Source organism: Caulobacter sp. SLTY, from assembly GCF_009905535.1.
Taxonomy (GTDB): domain Bacteria; phylum Pseudomonadota; class Alphaproteobacteria; order Caulobacterales; family Caulobacteraceae; genus Caulobacter.
In genome coordinates, this window is record NZ_JAAALA010000010.1 from 78,966 (window position 1) to 104,991 (window position 26,026).

Sequence of the window (26,026 nt, forward strand, 5' to 3'; positions counted from 1 at the left end):
CGCGGCGTCAGGACATCGGGGGCGGCGGCGGGCTCGGCTCGGGCAGGGGGATGAACTCGCCGTCGTCCAGGTCGGGCAATTTCATGCGGCCGGCGCGCCAGTCGGCCTTGGCCTGGTCGATCCGCTCCTTGCTGGAGGAGACGAAGTTCCAGTCGATGAACCGCGGCCCCACGGGCTCGCCGCCCAGCAGCATGACGGTGCTGGGCTCCAGGGCCTTGAAGGCGATGGTGTCGCCGGGTTTGAACACCGCCATCTGGCCGGTATGGATCGTCCGGCCGTCCACCTCGACCGAGCCCTTGGCGACATAGGCGGCCCGCTCGGGATACTCGGCGGGCAGGGCGGCGACCGCCCCGGCCGCCAGCTCCCAGTGGACGTAGAACAGAGGGGAGAAGACCGGCACCTTGGCTTCGGCCCCGAACGCCTTGCCGGCGACCAGCCGGGCGCTCATCCCGCCGCCTTCGTAGAAGGGCAGTTCATCGTTGCCTTCATGGTGGCTGAAGGCGGGGGCGACCTCCTCCGACTCGGTCGGCAGGGCCAGCCAGGTCTGGATGCCGTCCATCCGCCCGCCGTCGGCCCGCAGCTCCTCGAAGCGTTCCGAGTGGGTGATGCCGCTGCCGGCGGTCATCCAGTTGACCTCGCCCGGCCGGATGACGATCTCGGAGCCGACACTGTCGCGATGGGTCATCGACCCTTCGAACAGATAGCTGAGGGTCGACAGGCCGATGTGGGGATGGGGTCGCACGTCGACGGTGCGTGGGAAGCCGGGCTGAAACTCGGCCGGCCCCATGTGATCGAAAAAGATGAACGGCCCGACCATCCGGTGCGGCGCGTAGGGCAGCACCCGTCCGACCTCGAACCCGCCCAGATCCTTGCGCCGCTGGTCGATGACGAGTTCGATCATGATGTCCTCCGTTGCGGCGGAAACCTTGCCCAGCCGCGCGACAGGCGCAACCCGAACCTTGGTTTAATGCCGCACGTAGGTGGTGACGATCATACCACGCGCAATGGCGTGCTTATGAAGCAGGGTCCGCACCGCCGCCCGACCCGGAGAGCCGGTGAAGCCTGACGGCGCGTCCAGCGCATAGATCTGGGCGGCATAGTGGTGCGGCCCATGCCCGGGCGGCGGGTCGGGGGGCAGGTAGCCGGTGTTGAGGAAGCTGTTCAGCCCGGTGTGCGGGTGGTCCTCGTCGTCGAGGGTAGCGATGGCGCCTTCCTTGAGGAGGCCGTCCGCCGGCGGCAGGTCATAGACAATCGCGTGGACCAGGGGGTGCGGCGTCGGACTGTCGGCGTCCTCGATGACCAGCAGCAGGGACACCGCCCCGTCCGGCACGCCTTTCCAGGCGAAGGGCGGCGACAGGCCCTCGCCGTCCTCGGTGAACCGCTGGGGCAGGATGGGGGCGTCGAAGGCGGGGCTCTCCAGAACCAGGGTCTCGGGGACGGTCTCGATCTGGGCGTCGTGGTAGAGCAGCTTGCCCCTGCCGGGCCGCAGGCCCTGCAAGGCGTGACCAACGATGGACGGCAGTTTCTCGAGCATGGGGGAACAACCCTCCAGGGCGCCGAGGGTTCAATCCAGCCGCAGGGGGATGGCGAGGATGGCCGGCTGCAGCTCGATGTCGGCCTCGCCTTGCGTCGCCCAGCCCGACCCCGCGATGAAGCCGGCCCAGCGCGGCGAGGCCGCCCCAAGGGTCAGGTCGGCCATGCCGGGAGTATTGGCGGCCATGGGTCTGACGATCCGGGCCTTTCGGCATTGGGAGTCGAGTGTGATGCTCAACAGCCGTTCAGGCGTCACGCCGTTCTGGGTGGCCAGGAACGGCCGGCCCATATGCTCGGGGCGTCGCGCATTCCATCGGCTCAGGCCGAACAGGCCATCGATTCCAGCCAGGGCCGCCGTCGGGCCCGCCGCGATGGGCTCGACCACGCCATCGGCCAGGGCGACACGGTGCAGTCCGGTCGAGTAGTCCGCCACTACCAGGGCCGCGCCGTCGCAGAGGGCCATGCCTTGCGGCGAGGCGATATCGCGTGATTTGGCGAACAGGTTCAGCGCCTCGCCGCCGGAGGGCAACCGCCAAATCCCGGCCCCGACGCTGTCGCTGGCGTAAACTTCGCCCTTGGGTCCCAGCAGGACATCGCCGAACTGGACAGCCTCCGGAGCGGGATAGCGGGCCAGGATGGCGCCGGACTTGAGGTCGACCTTCAACAGGCCGGTTCTCGCGGGCCCGGCCGATCCGGGAATCTCCGGCCCGGCCGCTTCGGCGACCCACAGCCAGCCCCGCCCGGCGTCCACAGCCATGCCGAACAGGCCTGCGATCGTCTCGTCGGGCTTCAGGAACGGCGTGGCCTTCCCGTCACGAACGATCAGGATGCTGTGGTCGGTGACGCTGCTGACCAGCCAGGCGCCGTCGTGGAAGGCCAACCCCTCATAAATCTGCCCAGGCTTCAGGGTGGCCAAGACGGTCGGCGAGCCGAGCGGCGCCGCGTTCGCCGCCAGTTGCGCGGCGACCGGGGCGAAGTCCGCCCGCTCGGTCAGGGACGCCAGCGCCTTGTCGCCCTTCACGTCCCAGGTCAGGCCTAGTTCGGCGTATTCCGCCAAGTGTGCGACCGCCTCGTGCGGCTTGCCGGCCGCGACCTCGACCCGCGCCAGCCGGATGAGGGACCACGGCGCGGTCGGATAGAGGAAGAGCGCCCGGCCGAGCAGCACCTCGCTCCGCGCGAGGTCGCCTGCGGCGGCCGCCTCACCGGCCTCCTTGCGTAGGCGGAAGTATTCCTCCAGCCGGCTCTCCGGCGCGGCGGCGCTGAGGCAGAAAACGGCGGCGAGCGTCAGGCCGGCGGCGCGGATCATGCGAAGGCTCCCCTCTTCGAAAGGGAGAGGGTGGCGCCGACCGGGGCAGGTCGCAAACTAAGGTTCGGTAATGTGGGCCGGTTAGCCGTGCGGGCTCACATAGGGGCTGACCAGGCCCAGCGGGACGGCGGTGCTGTTCTTCACTCCGCGGATGACGATCCGGCTCTCGATGTTGGACACCAGGCCCAGCGACAGGATCTTGTCGCGCAGGAAGTCGTCGAAGGCGTGCATATCGCGGGTGACGATGCGCATTTCGTAGTCGGCGGCGCCGGTCACGGTGGCGCATTGCACCACCTCCGACCACTTCAGGACGGAGCTTTCAAAGCGCTCAAGGTTTTCCTTGGTCGGAAGGGAGAGCTTGACGGTGCAGTACACCTCAAACGCCAGGCCCAGCAGTTCGCGATCCAGGATGGTCACCCGGCGCTGGATGACGCCCGCGTCCTCCAGCCGCTTGATGCGGCGCCAGCAGGGGCTGGAGCTCAGGCCGACGCGTTCGGCGATCTCGGCGACGGACAGTCCGGCGTCGTGCTGGATGAGATCGAGAATCTTTGCGTCAACTGCGTCGAGCGGCTCGGACAAACTTTGTTCCCCCTTTAGGGCCTTTATTGGCGTCGATCGTGCCGACTCATGCCCCAACCCAGGCATGGCTTTGGCAAACATTTTCCCCAGACTTATATGATCTTGCAAGCCAGGGAGCCTGCCGGGAAGGAAAGTTTTTTCAATGCGCCACTCTGAAGTGACGTTAGACGACAAATATCTTCTCGAAAACGGCCGCGCCTATATCACCGGCGTGCAGGCGCTGATCCGCGTCATGCTGGATCGCCGCCGCCTCGACGTGCGCGACGGGCTTAACACGGCGGGCTATGTTTCCGGCTATCGCGGCAGCCCCCTCGGTGGCCTCGACCAGCAGGCCGCCCGCTCGCGCAAGCTGCTGACCGCCCATGAGGTGGTGTTCCAGGAAGGGCTGAACGAAGACCTGGCCGCGACGGCGGTGTGGGGCAGCCAGCAGGCCAACCTGTTCCCCGGCGCCAAGTTCGATGGCGTCTATGGCCTGTGGTACGGCAAGGCGCCGGGCGTGGACCGGACGGGCGATGTGTTCAAGCACGCCAACTTCGCCGGCGTCATGCCCAAGGGCGGGGTGCTGGCCATCGCCGGGGACGACCACAACTGCAAGTCCTCCACCCTGCCCAGCCAGTCGGAGTTCGCCTTCCAGGACTTCGAGATGCCGGTGCTGTCGCCCGCCGATGTGCAGGAGGTGCTGGACTACGGCCTGCTGGGCATTTCCATGTCGCGGTTCAGCGGCCTGTGGGTGGGGATGATCGCCCTGGCCGACACCATGGACAGCGGCGTGACTATCGATGTGTCGCTGGACCGGCACCATCACGTCTTCCCCGACTTCCCCATGCCCCCCGGGGGGCTGCACATCCGCACCAAGGACCAGCCGCTGGAGAAGGAGACCCGTCTCCGCAATCACAAGATCCCGGCCGCGCTCGCCTTCGCCCGCGCCAACAACATCGACCGGGTGGTGCTGGCCGCCCGCCAGCCGCGCCTGGGCATCGTCTGCCAGGGACAGGCCTACAAGGATGTGCTGGAAGCCTTCCAGCAGATGGACATCAGCCTGGACGAGGCAGCGAGCCTCGGCATCAGCATCTACAAGGTCGGCATGCCCTGGCCGCTGGAGCCGCAGGGCTTGCGCGCCTTCGCCGCCGGTCTCGAGACCCTGATGGTCATCGAGCACAAGCGGGCCCTGATCGAGCCCCAGGCCCGCGCCGCCCTCTACGACCTGCCCGCCCATGCCCGGCCCAACGTCATCGGCAAGAAGAACGAACAGGGCGACTTCCTGATGGAGGACACCGGCAGCCTGACGGTCGCCGCCATCGCCCTGGACCTCTATGAGCGCCTGCCGGAAGGCCCGGCCAAGCAGCGGGCGTCGGCCTATCTGGACCGCGTCTCGGCCGCCGGTGTCGCGGCGGTAAGCTTGGCCAGCGACCAGCAGCGCAAGCCCTTCTTCTGCTCGGGCTGTCCGCACAACACCTCGACCCGGGTGCCGGATGGCAGCCGGGCGCTGGCCGGCATCGGCTGCCACTACATGGCCGGGTTCAACGATCCGAACACAGACCTCAACACCCACATGGGCGGCGAGGGGCTGACCTGGGTGGGCGCATCGCCCTTCACCACCGAAAAGCACGTGTTCCAGAACCTGGGCGACGGCACCTACAACCACTCCGGCTCGCTCGCCATCCGGGGCGCGATCGCGGCCAAGGCCAACATCACCTACAAGCTGCTGTTCAACGACGCCGTGGCCATGACCGGCGGCCAGACCGCCGAGAGCGGCTTCACCCCCGCCCAGATCACCCGCCAACTGGCCGCCGAAGGAGTGACCAAGACGGTCATCGTGGTCGATGAGGTCGAGCGCTACCAGGGCGTCACCGATCTGGCCCCCAATGTCGAGATCCATCCCCGCAAGGACCTGATCGCGGTGCAGCGCCAGCTGCGCGACACCGAGGGCGTCACCGTCCTGCTCTACGACCAGACCTGCGCCACCGAGAAGCGCCGCCGCCGCAAGCGCGGGCTGATGCCCAAGGCGGCGACCCGCGTCTTCATCAACCCGCTGGTCTGCGAAGGCTGCGGGGATTGTTCGAAGAAGTCCAACTGTGTCTCGGTGGAGCCAAAGAACACCGAATTCGGCCGCAAGCGGGCGATCAACCAGTCGACCTGTAACCAGGACTACAGCTGCGTCGACGGCTTCTGCCCCAGCTTCATCACCCTGGAGGGGGCCGAGAACCCGCAGGGCAAGAAGATGCCGGCCCTCACGGCCGACTCCACGCCGCTGCCGGAGTTCGAGCCGGTCAACGGGGTGCGCCGCATCCTGTTCACCGGCATCGGCGGCACAGGGGTGACCACGGTCGCCTCCATCCTGGCCATGGCCGCCCACGTCGATGGCCGCAGCGCCAGCGTGGTGGACATGACCGGCCTGGCCCAGAAGGGCGGCTCGGTGTTCAGCCATGTGAAGATCGGCGAGACGGAAACCACCATTGTCGGCGGCCGGGTGCCGGCGGCAAGCGCCGACGTGCTGATCGCCTGCGACCTGCTGGTGGCCGCGTCGCCGGAGGCCCTGGCGCTGTTTTCGAAACAGAAGACCGTGGCCTTCGGCAACGCCGACTTCTCGCCGACCGCCGACTTCGTGACCAACCGCGACGTCCGCTACGACACCGCCGGCATGGCCCGCCGGATCAAGGGCGCGACCAAGGACTATCACGCCTGCCCGTCTCAGGCTTTGTCGCTGCACAAGCTGGGCGACGAGATCTACGCCAACATGATCATGCTGGGCTTTGCCTGGCAGAAGGGCGTGATCCCGGTCTCCAGCCGCGCCATGTACCGCGCCATCAAGTTGAACGGCGTCGACGCCGAGGCCAACATGCAGGCCTTCGAGGTCGGCCGGAAGGCTGCGGTGGACGAGGGCTTCAAGGGCCTGCCGGAGGACGTCACCCCGACGCCGGAGACCATGCCGCTGGACGAGCTGATCGCCCACCGCAAGGCCGAGCTGACCGCTTACCAGGACGCCGCCTACGCCGAGCGCTACATCCGTCAGGTCGAGCAGGCGCGGGCGGCGGAAGCTGCGGCCGGCGGGGCTGAGGCCCTGACGCGGGCGGTGGCGGTCAACCTCTTCAAGCTGTTGGCCTACAAGGACGAATACGAGGTGGCCCGCCTCTACACTGACGGCCGCTTCGCCAAGGAGCTGGCCGGGACCTTCAAGGGCGGCAAGGCCAAGGTCTGGATGTCGCCCCCGTTGATCGCGCCGAAGGGCCCGGACGGCAAACCGCAGAAAATCGCCCTGGGCGGCTGGATGCTGACCACCGTGCTGCCGGTGCTGGCCAAGCTGAAGGGCCTGCGCGGTGGTTCATTCGATATCTTCGGCCACACCGATGAGCGGAAGATGGAGCGCCGGCTGATCGCCGAGTACGAGATCGGGCTGCGGCGGCTGCTGGGTGGGCTGTCTAAGGACCGTCTGGCCCTAGCGACCCGCATCGCCTCCATCCCGCAGGACATCCGCGGCTTCGGCCATGTGAAGGACGCCAGCGTGAAGGTAGCCGAAAGGGAAGCGGCGACGCTCTGGGCGCAGTGGGAGGCGTCGGAGAACGCGGCGGCTTAGGCTGCCCCAGTCCTCACTTTGCGGCCTCGGCCCTTGCGACGTGGGGCAGGCTCATGAAGGCGCAGATCCAGGCGGCGACGAACAGCAGGGCGGTGAGGCCGATGGCCGGCTGAGGGGATAGTCCCAACAGGCCGGCGATGGGGCCGAAGGCGGCGGCGAGGAACTGGGCCGCGGGACTGATCGCGCCCGCGCGGCGGCTGGGGTCGGCGGCGTTCAGTATGCCGAACAGGCTGGCGCCCAGCAGCAGGGCCGCGAAGGCTGCGAGGCCGAAGGCGGCGACGAACAGCGGGGCCGACGGGCTGGAGTTCAGGAGCCAGAGACCGCCTAGCCCGGTCGCCACCACGATCACGAACAGGGTGCGACGGCGCAGGCGCTCGGCCAGGGCGATGGCGGCCATGGCCCCGACCATCTGGGCGGCCAGGGTGACCAGGATGACCGCGCCGCTAAGCTGTCCCAGGCCTTGGATGGTGGCCAGGGGGCGCATCTGGAACCAGAGGCTGGAGTTGCCGGCGAAATAGAGCAGCAAGGCGGCGAGCGCGATCCAGCCCTTGGGCGAGGGCGCGCGGGAGGGGCGGCCGAGGTTGCTGAGGGTCGGAGGGCAGAGGAGGGCGAGGCCGATGCCGAGCGCCGACAGAGCGGCGGCCAGGGCGAGGGCGCCGAACGGGCCGAGCGCCACGGCCAGGGCGGCGACGAACACCTGTCCCGCCGACTGGATCAGGAAGAAGGCCGCCGCCCAGGGCTCTGGCCTGGCCTGGCGAGCGATGGTTCCGACGGTGATCCAGATCAGCACCCCGCCGGCCAGCCCGGCCAGGACGCGTAGCGGGATGACGGAAGCTGGCTCATGGGCCAGCAGGCCCAGACCGGCCACGACACAGACCGCACTGGCCCCGCCGGCCCAGGCGCGGAGATTCGTAGGTTTGAGGAGGAGGGCGCAGACCGCCACCCCGACCGCCAGGGCCAGCATCTCGGCGATGGCGGCCAGGACCGCCGTCTGGTGATCGACGATCTCGCCGAGCAGCAGGGGCTGCAGCCCGATGACGATCATCGCCGCCGAGCCGAGGCCGAGGGCGGCCAGGGCCTGTGCGCGGGACGGATCGACAGGCGAGGTCATGTGGTCAGGATGGCGCCGATTCCCTGGCGTGCGGCTATCGCGGTTTAACGCCCGCTCGCCGCCAGGAAGGCCCGACCCGCCGCGAAATCTCCCACCTCGATGTGGGCGGTGCGCACCACGTCGCGGCCGCCGGGGCCGGCGAAGACGAACTCCACCGTCACCGCCTCGCGCGGGTCGAGGTCGGCCAGGGCGGCCGTCGCTGCAGGGGAAAAGCGGAAGCTCCAGCCGGCCTTGGCGCCGGCGGGCAGCAGGGCGGGGCCGGCCGGGCCGCGACCGGCGGCGGTGAAGACGCGCGAGGCCGAGCGAGGCGCGGTCCTGGCGGACAGGGCCAGCTTGCCGCCCTTGGCCTTACCACGATGGTCCAGGTAGGGGCCGCTGGTGCGGGTGACGTCCCGCATCACCAGCCGGGCGGCATAGGGGGCGCCGGCGTCGTTGAACACCGCCACGGCGGTGAGGGTCGGCGGGCCGGACTGGCCGGCCAGGCCGAAGCGAAGCCGGTCCCAGCCAAAGGCGGAGCCTTGCGACAGCTTCCAGCGGTCACCCTGTTTGGAGGTCGAGCGGTCGGCGCTCCAGCCGGCCACCTCGCCCGGATAGTCCATCCTGATCAGCCTGGCGTAGCCTTCGAACGCCCCGCGCACCCGGCTGGCCGCCACCTTCAGATCGGGCGAGCCGCAGGCGGCGCCGGCCGCCTTGGAGCGGGCCCGGCGTTCGGTCTCGGCCAGGGTCTCGGGGCGGGCCCCGGCCCGCAGGGCGGCGCCGCGCGCCTGCAGGCGCGAGGCGTCGAGGGCCGCGGCGATCTGGGGTGAGAACAGGCCGCAGCGGTCGTCGGCCGCCACCATGACGGTGCGCTCGTAAAGGAGATCCAGGGCTGGGGCGGCGTGGGCCGGCTTGGTGGCCGCCAGCACGGCGACACAGGCCCCGCCGATCATCCACCAGCCGATCCGGTCCCGCAGCTGGTTGCGAAGGCTCGTCATCGGTCTGCTTTGGCTTATGCTCTTGCGCAGCCGTCATACTGCGGACGGGCTTGCTATCCGGTTACCGAAGGGACGCTTTTCTTGCTGCTTTCCACCGACATCTGGGTCGGCGCCCTGATCCGCCGCGCCGAATTGGGCGGCGCCTTCGGCGTGGTGGCGCGCAAGGGCGACGCACGGGCCGGCTCGGTGCTGGTCAAGGTGCTGAACCGGAGTGATGGCACGGCGCGTCTCTACAGCGAGGCGACGCGCGGCGATGGCGAGCGGGTGTGGATGCGGCCGGCGATGAGCGACAGCGAGCCCGACCTCGACGCCTACATCGAACGGGCGCTGCGCATCGACCCGGACCTGTGGGTGGTGGAGATCGAAGACCGCGAGGGCCGGCACTTCCTGACCGAAACCGTTGAGACGCGTTAACCGACTTCCTTGACGGAGCTGAAAGCGCGGGGTGCGCATATGACTCTCAGACGCCCCCATTCTGAGTGCTTCATGCTGTTTCTGCTTAACGACGTCGTGCTCAACCTCGAGACCGCCCAACTGGCCCAGCCGGTCGCCACGGGTCGGTTCAAGGCGCTGAGCATGAGCTTCGTCGAGAAGCTTGGCCGCGAGCTGTTTTCCGAAGAGCCGCTGCTGCATCGCCAGCACCCGGAGCGGGCCCGGCGGATCTCCAGCCTGATCGTGCTCAAGCAGCCGCAGATCAACGCCGCCCTGTTCGTCTCGCCGGCGCGCGGCTGTGACGAAGGCCTCGTGCAGGTCCGCTACGCCCAGATCAGCTTCGAGGTCATGGGCCTGCTCTACGAGCGCCAGCAGCACGGCGGCCTGACCACGGTCGAGGCCGACCGGCAGGTGTGGCGGCGACTGGCGGCGTAGAGCGGAGTCCGCTGGACGATCCGACAGCCTTCGGTTTTGCTGGGCGCGGGTGTTGTTCGGGGGCTGCAATGTTCACGCGTATTCTGGCCGCCTTGGCGGCGACCGTCGTCCTGGCGGCCATGGCCGGTCCGGCGGAGGCGCGGTGGATCCGCGCCGAAAGCCCCCGCTTCATCGTCTACAGCGACGGGGATGATCAGGTCCTGCGCACCTATGTTGCGGATCTGGAGATTTTCGACGACCTGCTGCGCTTCCGGCACGGGATGCCCACCGGCGGTCTGCCGCCGCGCAAGCTGGAACTCTACCTCGTCGCCAATTCCAACAGCCTGCGGCGCGTGGCGCCGGGGATGGGCGATGGCATCGGCGGCTTCTATTCGGCCAGTCTCGGCGACATCTTCGCGGTCGCCATCCGCACCCGAGGCGACAACAATGTCATCCAGCACGAGTATGTGCACCACTTCATGCTGCAGTACTTCCCGACCGCCTACCCGGCCTGGCTGGTGGAGGGCTACGCCGAATATTTCGACACCGCAAAGGTCGGCAAGAGCCAGGTGGAGGTCGGCAAGTGGAGTGAAGGGCGGGTGCTGGAGCTGCAGTACCTCGGCTGGGCCTCATGGGACGACGTGCTGGCCAAGAGCTTCTGGGAACTGCCGGCCCAGCAGCAGCAGACCTTCTATGGCCAGTCCTGGGTCCTGACCCACTATATGATGAGCGATCCCGGCCGCTATCAGAAGCTGCTGGCCTACATGAAGACGGTGGCGGCCGGAGGTCATCCCGCGAAGACCATGTATGAGGTGCTGGGCACCGACGCCGAGCGGCTGGAACGCACCCTGCGCGACTATCTGAAGGGCGGGCTGAAATACACCCAGTACACCCGCAGCGGCTTCGCCGATCCGAAGATCGAGATCACCACACTGCCGCCCTCCGCCGACGACCTGCTGCTGGAGGCCCAGCAGCTGAAGAGCGGTGGGATTCCTGAAAAGGAAACCGACAAGCTCCTGGCCATGATCCGCGAGCGGGCGGCGAAGTATCCGGGCGATCGGCTGGCGACCCTGACCCTGGCGCGGGCCGAGTTCCGGCTGGGCGACTGGAGCAAGGGCAAGACGCTGCTCGACGGCTGGCTGACGGCCAATCCCAAGGACGGAGCAGCGCTACAGCTGATGGGCACGGCGATGGTCGACAAGGCCTACAAGGACGACCTGGAGGGCGAAGCGCTGCGCGCCAGCTTCCTGGACGCCCGCAAGTTCCTGGCCCGCTCGCACGCCGCCGAGCCGGACAACTTCCGGACCCTGTTCTATTTCACCCAGACCCAGCAGTTCGAGCGGGACTATCCCAACGACAACACCATGGATGTGATCGACATCTGCTTCAACCTGGCGCCCCAGGTCGACGACGTTCGGCTGCTCTATGGCCGTGCGCTGATGCGCAACAGGCGGTGGGCGGAGGCCGAGATCGTGCTGGGCCCGGTGGCCAATGACCCGCACGGCGGCGGCGCGGCCGGGGTGGCGCAGGGCCTGTTGCGGCAGATCAAGGCGAACCGCTAGGGGACAGGTTGCGCGCATCAGCGCACGACCTGTCCCCAGGTGACATTCGCGCTGCGTCCCGCTACTTCCCCGCCCATGTCCATGACCCCCGCCGCCGAGGCCGCGCGCCGGCGCACCTTCGCCATCATCAGCCATCCTGACGCCGGCAAGACCACCCTGACCGAGAACCTGCTGCTGGCTGGGGGGGCGATCCGGGCGGCCGGGGCCGTGCGGGCGCGGGGCGAGAACCGACGGACGCGGTCGGACTGGATGAAGATCGAGCGCGAGCGCGGCATCTCGGTGTCGGCCAGCGTGATGACCTTCGACCACGACGGGCTCATGTTCAATCTGCTCGACACCCCGGGCCACGAAGACTTTTCGGAAGACACCTACCGCACTCTCACCGCCGCCGACGCCGCCGTCATGGTGCTGGACGCCGCCAAGGGGATCGAGCCCCAGACGCTGAAGCTGTTCGAGGTCTGCCGCCTGCGGGACATCCCGATCGTCACCTTCATCAACAAGATGGACCGCGAGGCGCTGGACCCAATCGAGCTGCTCGACGAGATCGCCACCAAGCTGCAGCTCGACCCCGCGCCCCTCTACTGGCCGGCCGGCTCGGGCAACCGGTTCAAGGGGATGATCGACCTGCGGGCCGAGACCTTCATCCCCTACAACCGCAACCGTGAGGAGGGGCACGACGCCCCCGTGCCGATGGGTGGCAACGCGGTCATCTCCTACCTCGACCCCGAGGAGCGGGAAGAGGCGGAGGAGGGGGCCATGCTCGTGCAGGAGGCCTCCAAGCCGTTCGATCACCAGGCCTTCCTGGAAGGCCATATGACGCCGGTGATCTTCGGCTCGGCCCTGCGCCATTTCGGGGTCGATCAGCTGTTGGCCACCCTGGGCGCCTTCGCCCCGCCGCCCAAGGCGGTGAAGGCCGAGAGGGCCGGTCAGGAGATGGCGGTCGATCCGGGCGATGCCGAGGTGTCCGGTTTCGTCTTCAAGGTCCAGGCCAACATGGACCCCAACCACCGCGACCGCATCGCCTTCTTCCGCCTGACCAGCGGCAAGTTCCAGCGCGGCATGAAGCTGAAGAGCCAGGGCACTGGCAAGCAGATGAGCGTCAACGCGCCCATCATGTTCTTCGCCTCTGATCGCGAGCTGGCCGAGGAAGCCTTCGCCGGCGACGTCATTGGCATTCCCAACCACGGTGTCCTGCGCGTGGGCGACAGCCTGTCGGAGACCGGCTCTCTGCGTTTTGCCGGCTTGCCCAACTTCGCCCCCGAGATTCTGCGCCGGGTGCGGGTCAAGGATCCGTTGAAGGCCAAGCACCTGAAGAAGGCGCTGGAGGGCCTGGCCGAGGAGGGGGTGACCCAGCTGTTCCGACCGGAGCTTGGCTCGGACTTCATCGTCGGCGCGGTGGGCCAGCTGCAGTTCGAAGTGATGGCCGATCGGCTGAACAACGAGTACCAGCTGGACGTGATCTTCGAGGCCTCGCCCTATGCCGAGGCCCGCTGGCTGGGCGGGACGGCGGCCGACATCGAGGACTTCGGCTCCAAGCACCGCACGGCCATGGCCACCGACATCGACGATTCGCCCGTGTTCCTGGGCAAGTCGGCCTGGGAAATCTCCTACGTCGCCGAACGTTACCCGAAGGTGGCGTTCCAGCGCACGCGGGAGCGGGGCTGACCCCTATTTCCCGAGCAGTTTTCCGAGCCGGTTGTATTCCTTCTGGGTGATGCAGCGCGGCGCGGCCCAGGCGGTCCCGTCCGTACGGCTGTCGACCACCTCGCGGGCGGAGACGAAGATCACCTCGCCATGCTCGCGCTTGAAGGCGCGGCGCGAGGCTTCGTCCTTGGCGCAGATATAGAGTTCGCGGCCGGCGCGGGGCGCCAGGGCTTCCTGAGCCTTGGCCGTCACCGGCGCGGCTTCGGCGGCCGACAGCGCCATGGCCATCATCGAAATCAGGATCATCTCCCAGCCCTCCTCAAAGCCACGGTTGCTTCCGGGCTCGAGGCACAGCGTACGCGCGATTCCGCCAATGTGAAGGTTTTTTGTCAGCCTGTGTATAACTCTGGCGTGGGCTGTATGTCGGCGGTCCGCTTGACGGCTCGCGGGGCCTCGCCGTTCAATACGGCCGGGGAGGGCTTGGCATGATTATGATCGCCATGGGCCTGTTGCTTGCCGTCTCGGAAGGGCCGCCGCCCTATCCGCAGTCGCTTAATTGCGCCGGGCTGACCATGGCCTGGTCCCAGCTGGAGGACACGGCCAAGTCAGAGGGCGCCGTCCAGGCGCGCGAGGACGCCGAGTTCTGGGCCTTCGCCCTGATGGATGCGGCCCGGCGGGACGGGAAGTCGCCGCGCGGCGCAGAAGCCGACTATGACCGCGTGACCCAGGAGGCCGGCAAACGGTTCGACCAGCGCGACGCCAACGCCTCGCGGGAACTGCTCGATTGCCAGTTAATGATCCCGACCCGCAAGTCGGAAGCCGCGATAAGCTAGGCGCCGACCGCCGTCTCGCTCAGGGCCCAGCGGTGCGACCCGGGGCCGAACGGCAGGCGGAAAGGACGGGGGTCGCTCGCCCCCGTCCCAAGATGGCGTTCGAAGGCGGCCACGATCGCTGCGGTCAGGGTCTCGCCGACGGGCCGCCCTGCGCGGCGATGGGCGGCCTCGATGAATTCGATGACCTGCTTGCGGTGGCAGACGCCCCGGAAATAGCGCAACGCCTCGACGATCTCGGCGGTCAGCGGCTCCAGCACGGTGACCACGGCCTCTTCTTCCGGCCGCACCAGCTTCAACGCCATGGCAGGTCCCGTCCCTTGGCCCGACTGTGGTTAAAGACCCTATCGCGCGGACGCGCTCGCCCGACAACCGAAAACCGAATCACCTGGACGCAAAGTTCGCCTCGACGCCGGGCCTGCCTGCGGCTAACTCAGCGCGCCCATGCGTCCGCCCGTTCTTGCCCTGAAAGATGTCCGTCTGATCGACGGCGCCACGACCCTGTTCGATGGGGTTGACTTGGCGCTTGAGCCGGGGGTGAAGGCCTGTCTGGTCGGGCGCAACGGGGCGGGCAAGTCGACCCTGATGCGGCTGTTGATCGGCGCCATCCAGGCCGACGCCGGCGAGCGGGTGGTCACGCCCGGCGCGCGGATCAGCGTGGTGCCGCAGGAGCCGGTGATCGCCGGTGATACCCTGGTCGACTACGCCACCGCCGGCGGCGCCGCGCCGCACGAGGCCGAGGCGGCGCTGGAGGCCCTGGGCCTCGATCCCGCCAAGGCCGCCACCGGACTGTCGGGCGGCGAGATCCGCCGCGCCGCCCTGGCTCGGGCGTTCGCCGAGCAGCCCGACGTCCTGATGCTGGACGAGCCGACCAACCATCTGGACATCCTGGCCATCGAGACCCTCGAAGGCCTGCTGAAGAGCTATCGCGGCGCCGCCCTGATCGTCAGCCACGACCGCGCCTTCCTGGAGCGCACGACCAGCCGCTGCTTCTGGCTGGAGACCCGTCGGGTGCGCCGGCTCGACAGGGGCTTCGCCGCCTTCGACGACTGGGCCGACAAACAGCTGGAAGCCGATGCCGACGAGTTCCGCCGGCTGGAGGTGGCCCTGGTCAAGGAGGAGCACTGGCTGCAGCGGGGGGTGACCGGCCGCCGGGCGCGCAACGAGGGGCGCCGCCGCCGGCTGATGGACATGCGGGCCCAGAAGTCGAGCTTCCTGCGCGAGCAGCGCGGCAGCCTGAACATGGAGATCGCCGCCGGTTCGGCCTCGGGCAAGCGGGTGGCGGAGGCCAAGGGGCTGTCCAAGGCGTTCGGCGACAAGGTTCTGGTCAAGGGTTTCTCGACCCGCATCCAGCGCGGCGACCGGATCGCCATCGTCGGGCCGAACGGGGCAGGCAAGACCACCCTGGTCAAGCTGCTGCTCGGCGAGATTGAGCCTGACGCCGGCACGGTGACCCTCGGGACCAACCTGCAGATCGCCTACATCGACCAGGCCCGTGGCCAGTTGAAGAACGGCGAGACCCTCTGGGAGGCGCTGACGCCGGGCGGCGGCGACCAGGTGATGGTCGGCGGGACGCCCAAGCACGTCGCCGGCTACGCCAAGGACTTCCTGTTCCGCGACGCTCAGCTGCGCCAGCCGGTCTCGACCCTGTCGGGCGGGGAGCGGGCACGGCTGCTGCTGGCGCGGGCGCTGGCGACGCCGGCCAACCTGCTGGTGCTAGATGAGCCGACCAACGACCTGGACATGGAGACGCTCGACCTCCTCGAAGACCTGCTGGCCGGGTTCGAGGGGACGCTGATCCTGGTCAGCCACGACCGCGACTTCATTGATCGGCTGGCCGGCTCGACCATCGGGCTGAACGGCCGGGGCGAGGTGGTCGAGACGCCCGGCGGCTGGGCCGTCTTCATCGGCCAGAACCCAGGCTTCTTCGGCGCGCCGGCCTCCAGCACGCCCTCCGCCGCGAAGGCCGCCCCGCCGCCGCCGGCCAAGAAGGCGACCAAGCTGACCTACAAGGACCAGCGGCGGCTGGAGGAGCTGGATGGCCTCCTCGCCAGTCTGCCGGCAGAGATCGCCAGGCTTGAGGCGGTGCTGGCTGACGCCGGCCTATACGCGCGGGACCCGACCACTTTCGATCGCACCATGAAGGCCATGGACGCGGCCCGGGCAAAACTCGCCGGGGCCGAAGACGAGTGGCTGATGCTGGAAGAGAAGCGAGAGAGTCTGTCCAGCTGAAAACGGTGGATAACTTCGATCCATTGCCCGGCAAGGCTTCGCGGGCGCCGATACGGGCTTATCCACCACCGACCCACATCTGATCCGACTGCGGCCCACAGCCCGCCCGATCTTGCCCGTTGCGGCCCGGGGGGAGTGGGGACACACTCCATTTGTCGAGAGGAACCGCGGCGCGGGCGAGACGGGAAACCGGAAGGCCAGGCGAGCGGAACGGCTCCAGACTTTAGGACCGAGGGGAGACCTTCGGAAACCGGTCAGGGGTCGGTCGGAGCGAAGACCAGGGCAACCTGGACCCCCACGCCGGCCACCACCACTCGGCCATCAGACCCCCTCGGGGATCTGGGTAAGAGGGTGAGGCCGCCGGGCGACCGGATGCTTCGCCCTCTTTCTCGTTTGGGCTTCCCCCTTGGCGACCGCCCCCGCGCGACCTACCCTTGTTCCCAGTTCATGGGAGGGTGGAATGACGTCACGCCGCATGGTCCTGGGCGCCGGTCTGGCCGCGCTCGCCGCCGCCTGTTCGAAGACGCCGGACACCCCGCCCGGCCGCACTCGAATCCGCTTCGCCACCGACTGGAAGGCGCAGGCCGAACACGGCGGCTTCTATCAGGCCCTGGCCATGGGCGAGTACGCCAAACGGGGACTGGAGGTCTCGATCCTGCAGGGTGGGCCGGGGGTCAACGTGCCCCAGCTGCTGGCCGCCGGGGCGGTGGAGCTGGGTATGGGCTCCAACGGCTTCATCGCGCTCAACCTGGTGAAGGAGAAGGTGCCGGTCAAAGCCGTCGCCGCCTTTATGCAGAAGGACCCCCAGGTGCTGCTCGCCCACCCCGACCAGGGCATCAAGTCGATCGCCGACATGAAGGGCCGGCCGATCCTGCTGTCCGCGGCGTCGAAGGAGGCCTTCTGGGTCTGGCTGCGAGCCAAGTACGGCTTCACCGACAGCCAGATCCGCGCCTACAACTACAGCGCAGCCCCCTTCCTGGCCGACAAGCGGGCCATCCAGCAGGGCTATGTCTCCAGCGAGCCCTACACCATCGAGAAGGAGGCCGGGATGAAGCCGGCGGTCTTCCTGCTCGCCGACGAGGGCTACCCCGGCTACGCCACGATGGTCCTGGCCCCCGACAAGCTGATCAACCGTAATCCGGACGCCGTTCGCGCCTTCATCGAGGCCAGCGCCATCGGGTGGAAGGCCTACCTGACCGGCGACGCGTCGGCCGCGGATGCCCTGATCCTCAAGGACAACCCGGAAATGACCCCGGAACTGCTGGCCCACGCCCGCAAGGTGATGAACGACTACGGCATTATCGACAGCGGCGACGCGAAAACCCTGGGCATCGGCGCCATGACCGACCAGCGCTGGGCCGAGTTCTTCCAGGTGACGGCGGACCAGGGAGTCTATCCGAAGGACATGCCCTACAAGGACGCCTATACCCTGGCGTTCTTGAAGACCTGATGATCGCGGCCCTCAAGGACGTCGAGGTCCGCTACGGCGAGAGGCCGGTGCTGGGGCCGATTGATTTCGCCCTGGGGGCCGGCGAGATCGTCGCCCTGGTGGGGCCCTCGGGCTGTGGCAAGTCGACGGCGATGCGGTTGCTGGCCGGGCTGGAGCAGCCGAGCGGTGGCGCCGTGGTCCGCGAGATCGGCAAGGGCGAGACCTCCCTGGTCTTTCAGGCCCCGACCCTGGCGCCCTGGATGGACGCGGCGGCCAACGTCGCCCTGCCCCTCGAATTGATCGGGACCCCGCGTGAGGCGGCCCGCCGCCAGGCGGTCGACTGGTTGTCCCGCGTAGGCCTGGCCGGGGCCGAGACCAAACGGCCGGCCCAGCTGTCCGGGGGCATGGCTATGCGGGTGTCCCTGGCCAGGGCCCTGGCGGCCAGCCCCCGCCTGCTGCTGCTCGATGAGCCGTTCGCGGCGCTGGACGAGATCACCCGCCGGCGCCTGGCCGATGATGTCCTCGGCCTGTGGGCCGATCTGGAGCCGACCATCCTGTTCGTCACCCACAACGTCGAGGAGGCCGTCTACATGGCCCGGCGGGTGGTGGTGATGAGCGCCGGGCCAGGCCGCATCGCCGGCGAGCTGGCCATCGAGGGCCCGCTGCCCCGGCCGGAAGGCTTCCGCGCCACCGCGGGCTTCCGCGAGGCGGCCGAGACGGTTTCGCGCCTGCTGGCCGGAGGGCGGCCATGAGACGGATCATCGAGCTGATCGCACCCCTGGCGCTGGTCGCCGTGCTGCTGGCCGGCTGGGAGATCGCCTGCCGCGTGATGGAGGTTCCGGTCTACCTGCTGCCGGCCCCCAGCGCCGTCTGGACCAGCCTGATCGCCGACTGGGCGGCCCTGGCCCATGCCGCCTGGACCACCCTGTCGATGGCCCTCAACGCCCTGGCCATCGCCAGCCTCTGCGCTTGCGCACTGGCCTTGGTGGGGGGGCTCAGCCCCTTTGTCGAGAAGGCCATCCAGCCGGTGGCGGTGACCATCCAGGTGACCCCGGTGATCGCCATCGCCCCACTGGTGATGATCTGGACAGGGCTGGACCATCCCGAGCGGGCGATCATCGTGCTGGCCACCATTGTCGCCTTCTTCCCCATCTATTCGGGCGCGGCCACCGGCCTGCGGGCCGCCGACCCGGACCTGCAACGCCTGTTCGCCCTCTATGGCGCCTCCCGCTGGCAGACCCTGACCCGCCTGCGCCTGCCCTCCGCCGTCCCGGCCCTGGTCGAAGGGCACAAGGTGGCCACGGCCCTGGCGGTGATCGGGGCCGTGGTGGCCGAGTTCGTCGCCGGATCCGGTGGGGCCCAGGGCCTGGCCTGGCGGATAATCGAGTCGGCCAACCGCCTGCAGACCGCACGGGTGTTTGCCGCCCTGGTCACCCTGGCGGTCATGGCGGCGCTGCTCTACGCGCTGGTCGATATCCTGGAGCGCAGAATCCTGGCCTGGTGGCGCGGCCGTTAGCGCCACCTTAAGGCGCCAAGCGCAAACTCCGATTGAATCAACTGCCGGTTTTGGGGCGATGCGGTCGGGTCTGTTGCTGTTGTTCCTCGCGCTTCCGAGCGTCGCCCTGGCGGCGGAGGATCGCTATGGCCCCACCCGCCGGGCTGATCCCGTCCTCAATACCAGCCAATCCGTCGCCGCCTCGCCGCGCGAGACCTCCGGCTACACCGGCCAGATGCTGAACTGGTCGAACAAGCCCGCAGCCCCGGCGGCGCAGCCCGCTCGCCAGCAGGCGATGGCCACTCCCGCGCCCCAGGCGCCCGTCCAGAGCCGCCTGCCGACGGGACTGTATGACGGCCCCGCGCCACAGACTGCGCCGGCCGCCGCGCCACGGACCGCGCCGACCCCCGCGCCTCAGGCTCCGGCCCCGCAACCGATCACCCAGGCCCCGCCCGCCTGGCATGTCCCTCAGTCGGCCGCCGCCCTGCCGGCGCCGCCCAGCCCCGCGCCGATCGCCAGCCCGGCCATGGCCGGTTCCGCCTACAGCGCGCCGCGCGCCTATTCGGTGGTGCGCGAGTACGGCGGCACGCCCGATCGTATTGCCCCGCCCCCGCCCCAGAGCGCCTTCACCGGCCGTGAGGTGACGCTCGACCCCGGCCTGCTCTCCGAACCCCGCGAGGATCGGCGGGACGAGGACGAGGAGGAAGACATCGAACAACCCCGCAAGCCGGCCGCCAAGGATCGCAAATGAGCGCCGAACCCAACCGCCTGCGCGAACTGATCGACCTCGCCCACGAGGGCTCCAGCGAGCGCCGCCGCGACCTGCTGCGCGGCCTGACCGACGCCTTCTTCGCCCGCAGCGAGCACCCCGAAGCCGAGATGGCCCTGTTCGACCAGGTGCTGACCCAACTGGCCGGCGAGATGGAGGAGGCGGTTCGTATCGAGCTGTCCGGCCGCATCTCGGGGAGGGCCGACGCCCCCAGCGGCCTGTTGCGTCGTCTGGCGCATGACGAGATTTCCGTGGCTCGGCCGGTTCTGGCCGCCGCCCGCGGCCTGACCGAACGCGACCTGATCGACGTCGCCCGCTCGCGCGGCCAGGGCCACCTGCAGGTCATCTCCCAGCGTCCGCGCCTGTCCGCCGCCGTCTCCGAGGTGATCGTCGAGCGCGGGGACGAGGAAACCCTCAGCGTCCTGATCGCCAACGACACCGCCGACATCTCCCGCGAGGCCCACGAGCGCCTGGTCGACAAGGCCGCCGACAGTCCGCGCCTGCAGGAGGGCCTGGTCAACCGCAAGGCCCTGCCCGTCGATCTGCTCAACGAGATCTACTTCGTCGCCGAGGCCAAGATTCGCGAAAAGATCCTGGCCCGCAACGCCGAGATCGACCCGGCCACCCTCGAGGCGGCCCTCGAACGCGGCCGCAAGAAGCTGGCCACCGAGGACGGCGCCCTGCCGGCCGACTATGCCCAGGCCGAAAGCGAAGTGGCGGGGATGGCGGCGCGGGGCGAGCTCGGCCCCCGCACCCTGGCCGCCCTGCTGCGCGGACGCCAGTCGACCCGCTTCCTGGTCGCTCTGTCACAGCTGGCCAAGGTCGATTTCCACACCGCCCGGCGCATCGTCGAGCGGCGCGAGCTGGACGCCCTGTCGATCATCTGCAAGGCGGCCGGCTTCGAGCCCAGCCTGTTCCTGACCTTCGCGGTGCTGATCCTCGACAGCGAAGCCGACGCGATGATGCGTGCCCGCCAGTATGGCCAGCTCTACAACGAACTCCCCCTCGAGGTGGCCCAACGCACCCTGCGTTTCTGGCAGCTTCGCCGTCGGACAGGGGATGTGGCGGTCGCGGCCTGAACCTAAGGCTCAGGGCAGTTTCGACGCCGCCTTCGGGAAGTCCAGCACCACCAGACGACCGCGTGTCGGCTTGCCGTCCGCGTCCAGGGGCTCGGCCTGGAACTGGCGGAGGGTCCATTTCGCCGGCCCGTCGTACGCCCGCCGCTTGCCCGGCTCGGCGCAGGGCGACAGCCGCCCCGTTTCGGTGATCCGGCAGATCAGGGTCATGGTCTCGACATCGCCGACGGCCTTGCTCGGTCGGACCCGGCCCTGCCAGCGCAGCTTGTCGCGCGGCGCCAGGTCATAGGGGCCGTTGTCGGCCAGGAACCGCCCCGGCGGCGTCCAGACCACCGGAATGCGGACCACGCGGCCGGTGACCGGCAGGCCGTCCGGCCCGATAGGCTTCATTTGGTAAAGCTTGGCCAGTTCCAGGGTCGGCTTGGCGAAACCGGCATTGGCGGGGCTCTCCGACACCACCTTGCAGCCGTCCAGCGCGCCGGTCGAACTGGCCCGGCACTCGATGACCACGCGCCCGGCCAAGGCCCGTTCCAGCGCCTTGGTCGGATAGGCGTCGATCATCTGGTCGGCGGTCGGCCTGGCCGTCCACTCGGGCTTGCCAAAATCCGGCGCGGGCGCGGCGGCGGGCGCCATCAACAGGGCAAACAGCAGGGAAAACATGATCCCCTAGCTTTCGGCCCGTTCCCGAATCCGTTCAAGCCCCTGCGCCGCAAGGTCGCTCAACGACCGCAGCCCCTGTTCGGCGAAGACCTCCAGCGCCGCGTCATAAGCCAGCGCCGCGCCTTCCAGCCGGTTCGCGCCCCGGCCGGTGATCTCTACCCGCAGCTCATAGAGCCGCGCCAGGCCCAGTTGGCGCATGGCCCAGGCGGTTGGATCGCCGGCGCCTTGGGCGGTCAGTTCGGTCCGCAGGGCAGCCTCCGCGGCGTCTAGGACGGCCAGGTCTCCGGTCAGCTCCGCCAGCCGGCCCAGGCAGTTGGCCCGGCCGGCCGCCACCGCCGCCTGCAGCGACAGGGCCGTCTGGTTGCGCAGGCCGAAATGGGCGCGGTCGTAGCAGCGCAGCGCCTGTTCGAAAGCGCGCGGCGTATCGGTGGCCTCGCCCAGCACCTGGAGCGCCAGGCCCAGTTGCGCCTGGGTGCGGGTCCAGTCGAGCGGGCTGTGGTCGCGGGGCAGGGCCTCGACCGCGTCGGTCAGCAACTGCACCGCGTCGGCCGCTGCACCGGCATCACCCGTCAGCTCGGCCAGCAGGGCGCTGGCGGCGCCGGCCTGGGCGTCCAGCCGGGCGGCCATCAGCGGCTCGTACTCCGCATCGACATGGCCGCGGGCCAGGCTGAGTTCGCGCAGGGCGCAATCGATCAGCGGCTGGTCCTTCAACCGCGCGCCGCAGCCGGCCAGGATATCGGCCAGCACTCCCCGCTGCTCTGCGGCGGCCAGGCGCAGGGACGCGCTGCCTTTGCCGGCGCGGTCCAGCCGTCGCAGCGGCGCCTCGAACCGGGCGGCCGCCGACAGGGCGTCCTCCATCGTCCCACCGGCCAGCGCTCGGCGCCCGGCCAGCCCCGCCAGCCCGCACAGGGCCAGAGCCCCAGCGGGACCGGGATCGCTCGCCACCGGCGTCAGGGTCGCGGCCACAGCGGCCTCCAGCCCCTCATCCCCGAACAGCTCAGCCCCCAGCAGGGCGCAGAACGCCTGTTCAACCCGCGCCCGGGCGAGGCCGGACGGCCGGCGCGTGGCCTCGAATTTCGTGGCGGCGCTCTGGGCGCAGGCCGCGGCCTTGCGCAAGGCCACCGCATCGCCCGAACGCCGGGCGACCTCGCGCCAGACCAGGGCGGCTTCCAGCTGGCGGGCGGCGGGGTCCCTGGCGCTGATGCGGCCGGCGGCCACATCGGCGGCCTTGGCTTCCGCCTTCAGCAGCCGCAGGTCCAACAGGTCGAGCAGGGCGGCGTCGCCCCCGGTCATCCCATCGCGTGGGACGGCCTTGCCCAGTTCCCGACCGAAATCGAACATGCCCAGACGCTCCGACGTTTCGTCCCGCTCCGGCACAGTCCGGTGGGTCTCACGTCGGTTCAGAGCAAACCCCGAACCGCAGGCGTTTACAACTCGTTAACCATGTTTTCTGACCTTGATCCCCAACTCAGTAGGGGATGGGCTCGCTTGGGGCCGGCGGCGCGGTCGCTCCGGGCGGCGCCTGGCCGGGCGGGGGCTCGATCACCGGGTCCGGCTCCCGCGTCAGGATTTCCAGCTCTCCGGCCTGACGGCTGAAATCGCTCGCCAGCCCCTCATAGAACCCGTTTCGCGGATCGGGCTCGGTCTGCGGCTCCGGATCGGGCAGCAGCCAGTCGAAGTCCCGCGCCGGCAGGCCCTGGTGCGCCGCCACCATATATTGCCGCCAGATGGTGGAGGGCATGCCGCCGCCGGCGACCCGCTCCATCGGCGTATCATCGTCATTTCCGACCCAGACGCCGGTCACGATGTCGGGGGTGAAGCCGATGAACCAGGCGTCGCGATAGTTCTGGCTGGTGCCGGTCTTGCCCGCCGCTGGTCGGCCGAACGAGGCCCGCGTGCCGGTGCCCTTCTCGACCACGCCTTTGAGCATCTTCACCATCATGCTGGCGTACTGGATGTCGTAGACGGGCGTGGCCTGGCGCTCCGCCCGCGAATAGATCGGCTGGCCGTCCTGGGTGGCGATACTCTCGATGATGTAGGGCCGCACCCGCTGGCCCGCCTGCTGGAACACCTGGAAAGCGCTGGTCAGCTCCAGCAGGTTGACCTCATAGCTGCCCAGGGTCACCGACAGATCGGGCCGTCCCGGAATGGTGGTGAAGCCGAACCGGCGGCTGATCTCGCCGATTGCCGGGCTGCCCACCTCTTCGCCAACCTTCACCGCCACGGTGTTGATCGACCGGGCCAGGGCGGTCTCGATGGTCACCGGCCCGGCATAGCCGCCGCCATAGTTGGCCGGCTCCCAGTCGCCGAACTTCACGGGCCCGTCGATGCGGATATCCTTGGGCAACAGGCCGGTCTCCAGCGCCGCCGCATAAACGAAGGGTTTGAAGGTCGAGCCCGGCTGGCGCTTGGCCTGGACGGTCCGGTTGAACGGGGCGACGTCGAAATTGGTGCCCCCCACCATGGCCCGGATCGCCCCGTCGCTGCTCATCGACAGCAGCGCCGCCTGGCTGGCCTTGGCCTTGACCCCGTCGGTGGCCAGCACCTTGCGCACCGTCTCGGCGCCCACCTTCTGCAGCTTGCTGTCGATGGTCAGCCGCACGGTCAGATCCGGCGCATTGGCCCCGGCGATCTTGACCGCCTCGGTGGTGGCGTAGTCGAGGATGTAGCCGATATCCCCCTCTTCCTGCAGCGCCTTGGCCGACAGGGTGGGGGGGCTGTCGATGGCCGCCAGTTCCTGCTCGCGGGTGATCCAGCCCTCGCGCCGCATGCGGTCCAGCACCAGGTGGCTGCGCTCCAGCGCCGCGCCCATGTTCTTGTTCAGCGCCAGCCGCGAGGGCGCCTTGGGCAAGGACGCCAGCAGCGCCGCTTCGGCGATGTTCAGCTCCGCCGCCGGCTTGCCGAAATAACTGCGGCTCGCCCCATCGATGCCGAAGGTGTTGGCCCCGAAATAGATGCGGTTGAGATAGAGCTCGAGGATCTCGTCGCGGCTCAGCACCTTGTACAGCCGCCGCGCCATCACCGCCTCGTGCAGCTTGCGCTTTATGGTCTGCTCAGGCGTGAGGAACAGCCCCTTGGCCAGCTGCTGGGTGATGGTCGAGCCGCCCTGCACCGTCCGTCCGGCCCGCCAGTTGATCCAGGCGGCCCGGCTGATGCCATAGAAGTCCAGCGCGCCGTGCTTGTAGAACCGGCGATCCTCGGCCGCCAGGAAGGCCTGGGTCACATGCCTGGGCAGCTTGTCGAGGGTGATGCGTTCGCCGTAGCGCGGCCCGCGCGTGGCGATCAGCTCACCCTCGCGATCGAGGAACCGGATTCCCGGCGCCCGGTTGACCGCGAACAGGGCCGCCCGCTCGGGCAGCGGCGGCACGTCGGTCAGGTATTTCTGCCAGATATAGACACCGCCCGCGACCGCCGCCCCGGTCCCGATGACGAATAGCACCAGCAGGGTGATCCACAGCCACTTCAGCCGCCCCAGCCCCGCGCGGAACCCGTCCCAGTCGAAGCGCTTGCGCTCGCCGCGCTCGACGGTGGCCTTGGGCGGCTTCTCCTTGCGAACCTTGGGCGGCTTCGGCTCCCGGACCTTGGGCGGCTTCGGCTCCCGGACCTTGGGCTCCCGGACCTTCTTCTCCTTAACCGGCCGCTCACGGCGCGGCGGCGGCTCGTCCTGTTCCGGCGCGGAATCCTCCTCCGCCGGCTGGGAGTCCGGGAACTTGAAGGGTTCGAGGGACCAGTCGTTGTTGTCGGAATTGGACACGGGCGCGGGATACCTGAGCGAATTTCGAGCCTGAGCGGTAGACCAGTCCTGCCACCCCCCCGACGCCTGAGTGTATCCACCCGGCGCCGGAAAGGTCTATGACGCAAGGACCATGCCGCGCAAACCCTTCTGGGAACACAAGAGCCTCCGCCAGATGACCGTGGCGGAATGGGAGAGCCTATGCGACGGCTGTGGTCTGTGCTGCCTGGTTCGCTTCGAGGATGAAGACTCTGGCGAGGTGATCCCGACCCGCGTGCATTGCCGCCTGTTTGACCCCGACCGCTGCACCTGCGTCGACTACGCCAACCGCCGCGCCCACGTCCCCGACTGCGTCAAGCTCACCCCGCACAATATCGACGACCTGCCCTGGATGCCGCCCAGCTGCGCCTATCGCCGCCTGAACGAGGGCAAGACCCTCCCCGAATGGCACCCCCTGATCACCGGCGATCCGGAAAGCGTCCACCGCGCCGGCGTGTCGGTGCGCGGCCAGACGATCAACGAGGACACGCTGGCCGACCCGGAGGATGCGCTGGAATTCGCAGCCTGGGATCTGACCGAAGACAGAGGCGACGAGCCCTACGATCCCGATTGACCGCTATCGCGGAGCCAGTGACGGATCGCCGACCTGTGTTATCCTGACCCCTTGGCAGGA

Annotated in this window: 24 protein-coding genes; 13 read left to right on the forward strand and 11 right to left on the reverse strand. The window is 69.0% G+C overall.

The annotated features are described in order from the left end of the window. Positions 1–7: 7 nt before the first annotated feature. From GVN21_RS07870 to GVN21_RS07885, 4 genes are all read right to left on the reverse strand, one after another. Positions 8–901 (reverse strand): pirin family protein, encoded by an 894-nt coding sequence (locus GVN21_RS07870; protein ID WP_166574175.1) that lies wholly within the window; start codon positions 899–901, stop codon positions 8–10. Positions 902–964: 63 nt separating this feature from the next. After that, complete coding sequence (locus GVN21_RS07875; RefSeq protein WP_166574176.1) at positions 965–1,534, reverse strand: YbhB/YbcL family Raf kinase inhibitor-like protein; 570 nt, start codon at positions 1,532–1,534, stop codon at positions 965–967. 30 nt (positions 1,535–1,564) lie between these two features. Next, positions 1,565–2,839: a hypothetical protein gene (locus GVN21_RS07880; RefSeq protein ID WP_166574177.1), complete on the reverse strand. Its 1,275-nt coding sequence runs from the start codon at positions 2,837–2,839 to the stop codon at positions 1,565–1,567. A gap of 81 nt (positions 2,840–2,920) precedes the next feature. Then, positions 2,921–3,418: an Lrp/AsnC family transcriptional regulator gene (locus GVN21_RS07885; RefSeq protein WP_166574178.1), complete on the reverse strand. Its 498-nt coding sequence runs from the start codon at positions 3,416–3,418 to the stop codon at positions 2,921–2,923. 142 nt (positions 3,419–3,560) lie between these two features. Between GVN21_RS07885 and GVN21_RS07890 the strand changes: the two genes are divergently transcribed. Next, complete coding sequence (locus GVN21_RS07890; RefSeq protein WP_166574179.1) at positions 3,561–6,992, forward strand: indolepyruvate ferredoxin oxidoreductase family protein; 3,432 nt, start codon at positions 3,561–3,563, stop codon at positions 6,990–6,992. Between the two features lie 13 nt (positions 6,993–7,005). On the opposite strand, the gene GVN21_RS07895 is transcribed toward GVN21_RS07890, so the two are convergent. Further along, complete coding sequence (locus GVN21_RS07895; protein ID WP_166574180.1) at positions 7,006–8,103, reverse strand: hypothetical protein; 1,098 nt, start codon at positions 8,101–8,103, stop codon at positions 7,006–7,008. Between the two features lie 44 nt (positions 8,104–8,147). After that, positions 8,148–9,077, reverse strand: a complete 930-nt coding sequence (locus GVN21_RS07900) for a hypothetical protein (protein WP_240902806.1) — start codon at positions 9,075–9,077, stop codon at positions 8,148–8,150. A gap of 81 nt (positions 9,078–9,158) precedes the next feature. Between GVN21_RS07900 and GVN21_RS07905 the strand changes: the two genes are divergently transcribed. The 4 genes from GVN21_RS07905 (at position 9,159) to GVN21_RS07920 (ending at position 13,150) form a co-directional block, all read left to right on the forward strand. After that, positions 9,159–9,491, forward strand: a complete 333-nt coding sequence (locus GVN21_RS07905) for a DUF1491 family protein (protein WP_166574181.1) — start codon at positions 9,159–9,161, stop codon at positions 9,489–9,491. A gap of 72 nt (positions 9,492–9,563) precedes the next feature. Further along, on the forward strand, positions 9,564–9,944 hold the full coding sequence (locus GVN21_RS07910) for a hypothetical protein (protein ID WP_166574182.1): 381 nt from the start codon (positions 9,564–9,566) through the stop codon (positions 9,942–9,944). 68 nt (positions 9,945–10,012) lie between these two features. Further along, entirely contained in the window at positions 10,013–11,485 is a 1,473-nt protein-coding gene (locus GVN21_RS07915; RefSeq protein WP_166574183.1) for a DUF1570 domain-containing protein, read from the forward strand. Positions 11,486–11,560: 75 nt separating this feature from the next. Continuing rightward, the gene (locus tag GVN21_RS07920) at positions 11,561–13,150 is read left to right on the forward strand and encodes a peptide chain release factor 3 (protein ID WP_166574184.1); all 1,590 of its coding nucleotides are present in this window, start codon (positions 11,561–11,563) and stop codon (positions 13,148–13,150) included. A gap of 3 nt (positions 13,151–13,153) precedes the next feature. Here GVN21_RS07920 and GVN21_RS07925 read toward each other — a convergent pair whose 3' ends face one another. Next, a complete protein-coding gene (locus GVN21_RS07925) occupies positions 13,154–13,435 on the reverse strand; it encodes a hypothetical protein (RefSeq protein ID WP_166574185.1) in 282 nt (93 codons plus the stop codon). 179 nt (positions 13,436–13,614) lie between these two features. Between GVN21_RS07925 and GVN21_RS07930 the strand changes: the two genes are divergently transcribed. Further along, positions 13,615–13,962: a hypothetical protein gene (locus GVN21_RS07930; RefSeq protein ID WP_166574186.1), complete on the forward strand. Its 348-nt coding sequence runs from the start codon at positions 13,615–13,617 to the stop codon at positions 13,960–13,962. On the opposite strand, the gene GVN21_RS07935 is transcribed toward GVN21_RS07930, so the two are convergent. Next, positions 13,959–14,264: a hypothetical protein gene (locus GVN21_RS07935; protein ID WP_166574187.1), complete on the reverse strand. Its 306-nt coding sequence runs from the start codon at positions 14,262–14,264 to the stop codon at positions 13,959–13,961. The two genes, GVN21_RS07930 and GVN21_RS07935, sit on opposite strands and share 4 nt — an antisense overlap. Before the next feature lie 139 nt (positions 14,265–14,403). Between GVN21_RS07935 and GVN21_RS07940 the strand changes: the two genes are divergently transcribed. The 6 genes from GVN21_RS07940 (at position 14,404) to GVN21_RS07965 (ending at position 20,963) form a co-directional block, all read left to right on the forward strand. After that, the gene (locus tag GVN21_RS07940) at positions 14,404–16,191 is read left to right on the forward strand and encodes an ABC-F family ATP-binding cassette domain-containing protein (protein ID WP_166574188.1); all 1,788 of its coding nucleotides are present in this window, start codon (positions 14,404–14,406) and stop codon (positions 16,189–16,191) included. Positions 16,192–16,651: 460 nt separating this feature from the next. Continuing rightward, positions 16,652–17,641 carry an ABC transporter substrate-binding protein gene (locus GVN21_RS07945; protein ID WP_166574189.1) on the forward strand — a complete coding sequence of 330 codons (990 nt, stop codon included), beginning with the start codon at positions 16,652–16,654 and terminating at the stop codon, positions 17,639–17,641. Continuing rightward, positions 17,641–18,372, forward strand: coding sequence for an ABC transporter ATP-binding protein (locus tag GVN21_RS07950; protein WP_166574190.1), 732 nt, complete (start codon positions 17,641–17,643; stop codon positions 18,370–18,372). Before GVN21_RS07945 ends, GVN21_RS07950 begins: the two co-directional genes overlap by 1 nt. Continuing rightward, positions 18,369–19,136 (forward strand): ABC transporter permease, encoded by a 768-nt coding sequence (locus tag GVN21_RS07955; RefSeq protein ID WP_205689983.1) that lies wholly within the window; start codon positions 18,369–18,371, stop codon positions 19,134–19,136. The genes GVN21_RS07950 and GVN21_RS07955 overlap by 4 nt, the downstream gene beginning before the upstream one ends. Before the next feature lie 73 nt (positions 19,137–19,209). Next, positions 19,210–19,866: a hypothetical protein gene (locus GVN21_RS07960; RefSeq protein WP_166574191.1), complete on the forward strand. Its 657-nt coding sequence runs from the start codon at positions 19,210–19,212 to the stop codon at positions 19,864–19,866. Beyond that, positions 19,863–20,963 (forward strand): DUF2336 domain-containing protein, encoded by a 1,101-nt coding sequence (locus GVN21_RS07965; RefSeq protein ID WP_166574192.1) that lies wholly within the window; start codon positions 19,863–19,865, stop codon positions 20,961–20,963. Before GVN21_RS07960 ends, GVN21_RS07965 begins: the two co-directional genes overlap by 4 nt. Before the next feature lie 9 nt (positions 20,964–20,972). Here the strand turns inward: GVN21_RS07965 and GVN21_RS07970 are convergent, their stop codons facing one another. The 3 genes from GVN21_RS07970 to GVN21_RS07980 form a co-directional block, all read right to left on the reverse strand. After that, on the reverse strand, positions 20,973–21,620 hold the full coding sequence (locus GVN21_RS07970; RefSeq protein WP_166574193.1) for an energy transducer TonB: 648 nt from the start codon (positions 21,618–21,620) through the stop codon (positions 20,973–20,975). 6 nt (positions 21,621–21,626) lie between these two features. After that, positions 21,627–22,961 carry a hypothetical protein gene (locus GVN21_RS07975; protein WP_166574194.1) on the reverse strand — a complete coding sequence of 445 codons (1,335 nt, stop codon included), beginning with the start codon at positions 22,959–22,961 and terminating at the stop codon, positions 21,627–21,629. Between the two features lie 127 nt (positions 22,962–23,088). After that, a complete protein-coding gene (locus GVN21_RS07980) occupies positions 23,089–25,374 on the reverse strand; it encodes a PBP1A family penicillin-binding protein (RefSeq protein WP_166574195.1) in 2,286 nt (761 codons plus the stop codon). 112 nt (positions 25,375–25,486) lie between these two features. Between GVN21_RS07980 and GVN21_RS07985 the strand changes: the two genes are divergently transcribed. After that, positions 25,487–25,966 (forward strand): YcgN family cysteine cluster protein, encoded by a 480-nt coding sequence (locus tag GVN21_RS07985; RefSeq protein WP_166574196.1) that lies wholly within the window; start codon positions 25,487–25,489, stop codon positions 25,964–25,966. Positions 25,967–26,026 lie beyond the last annotated feature (60 nt).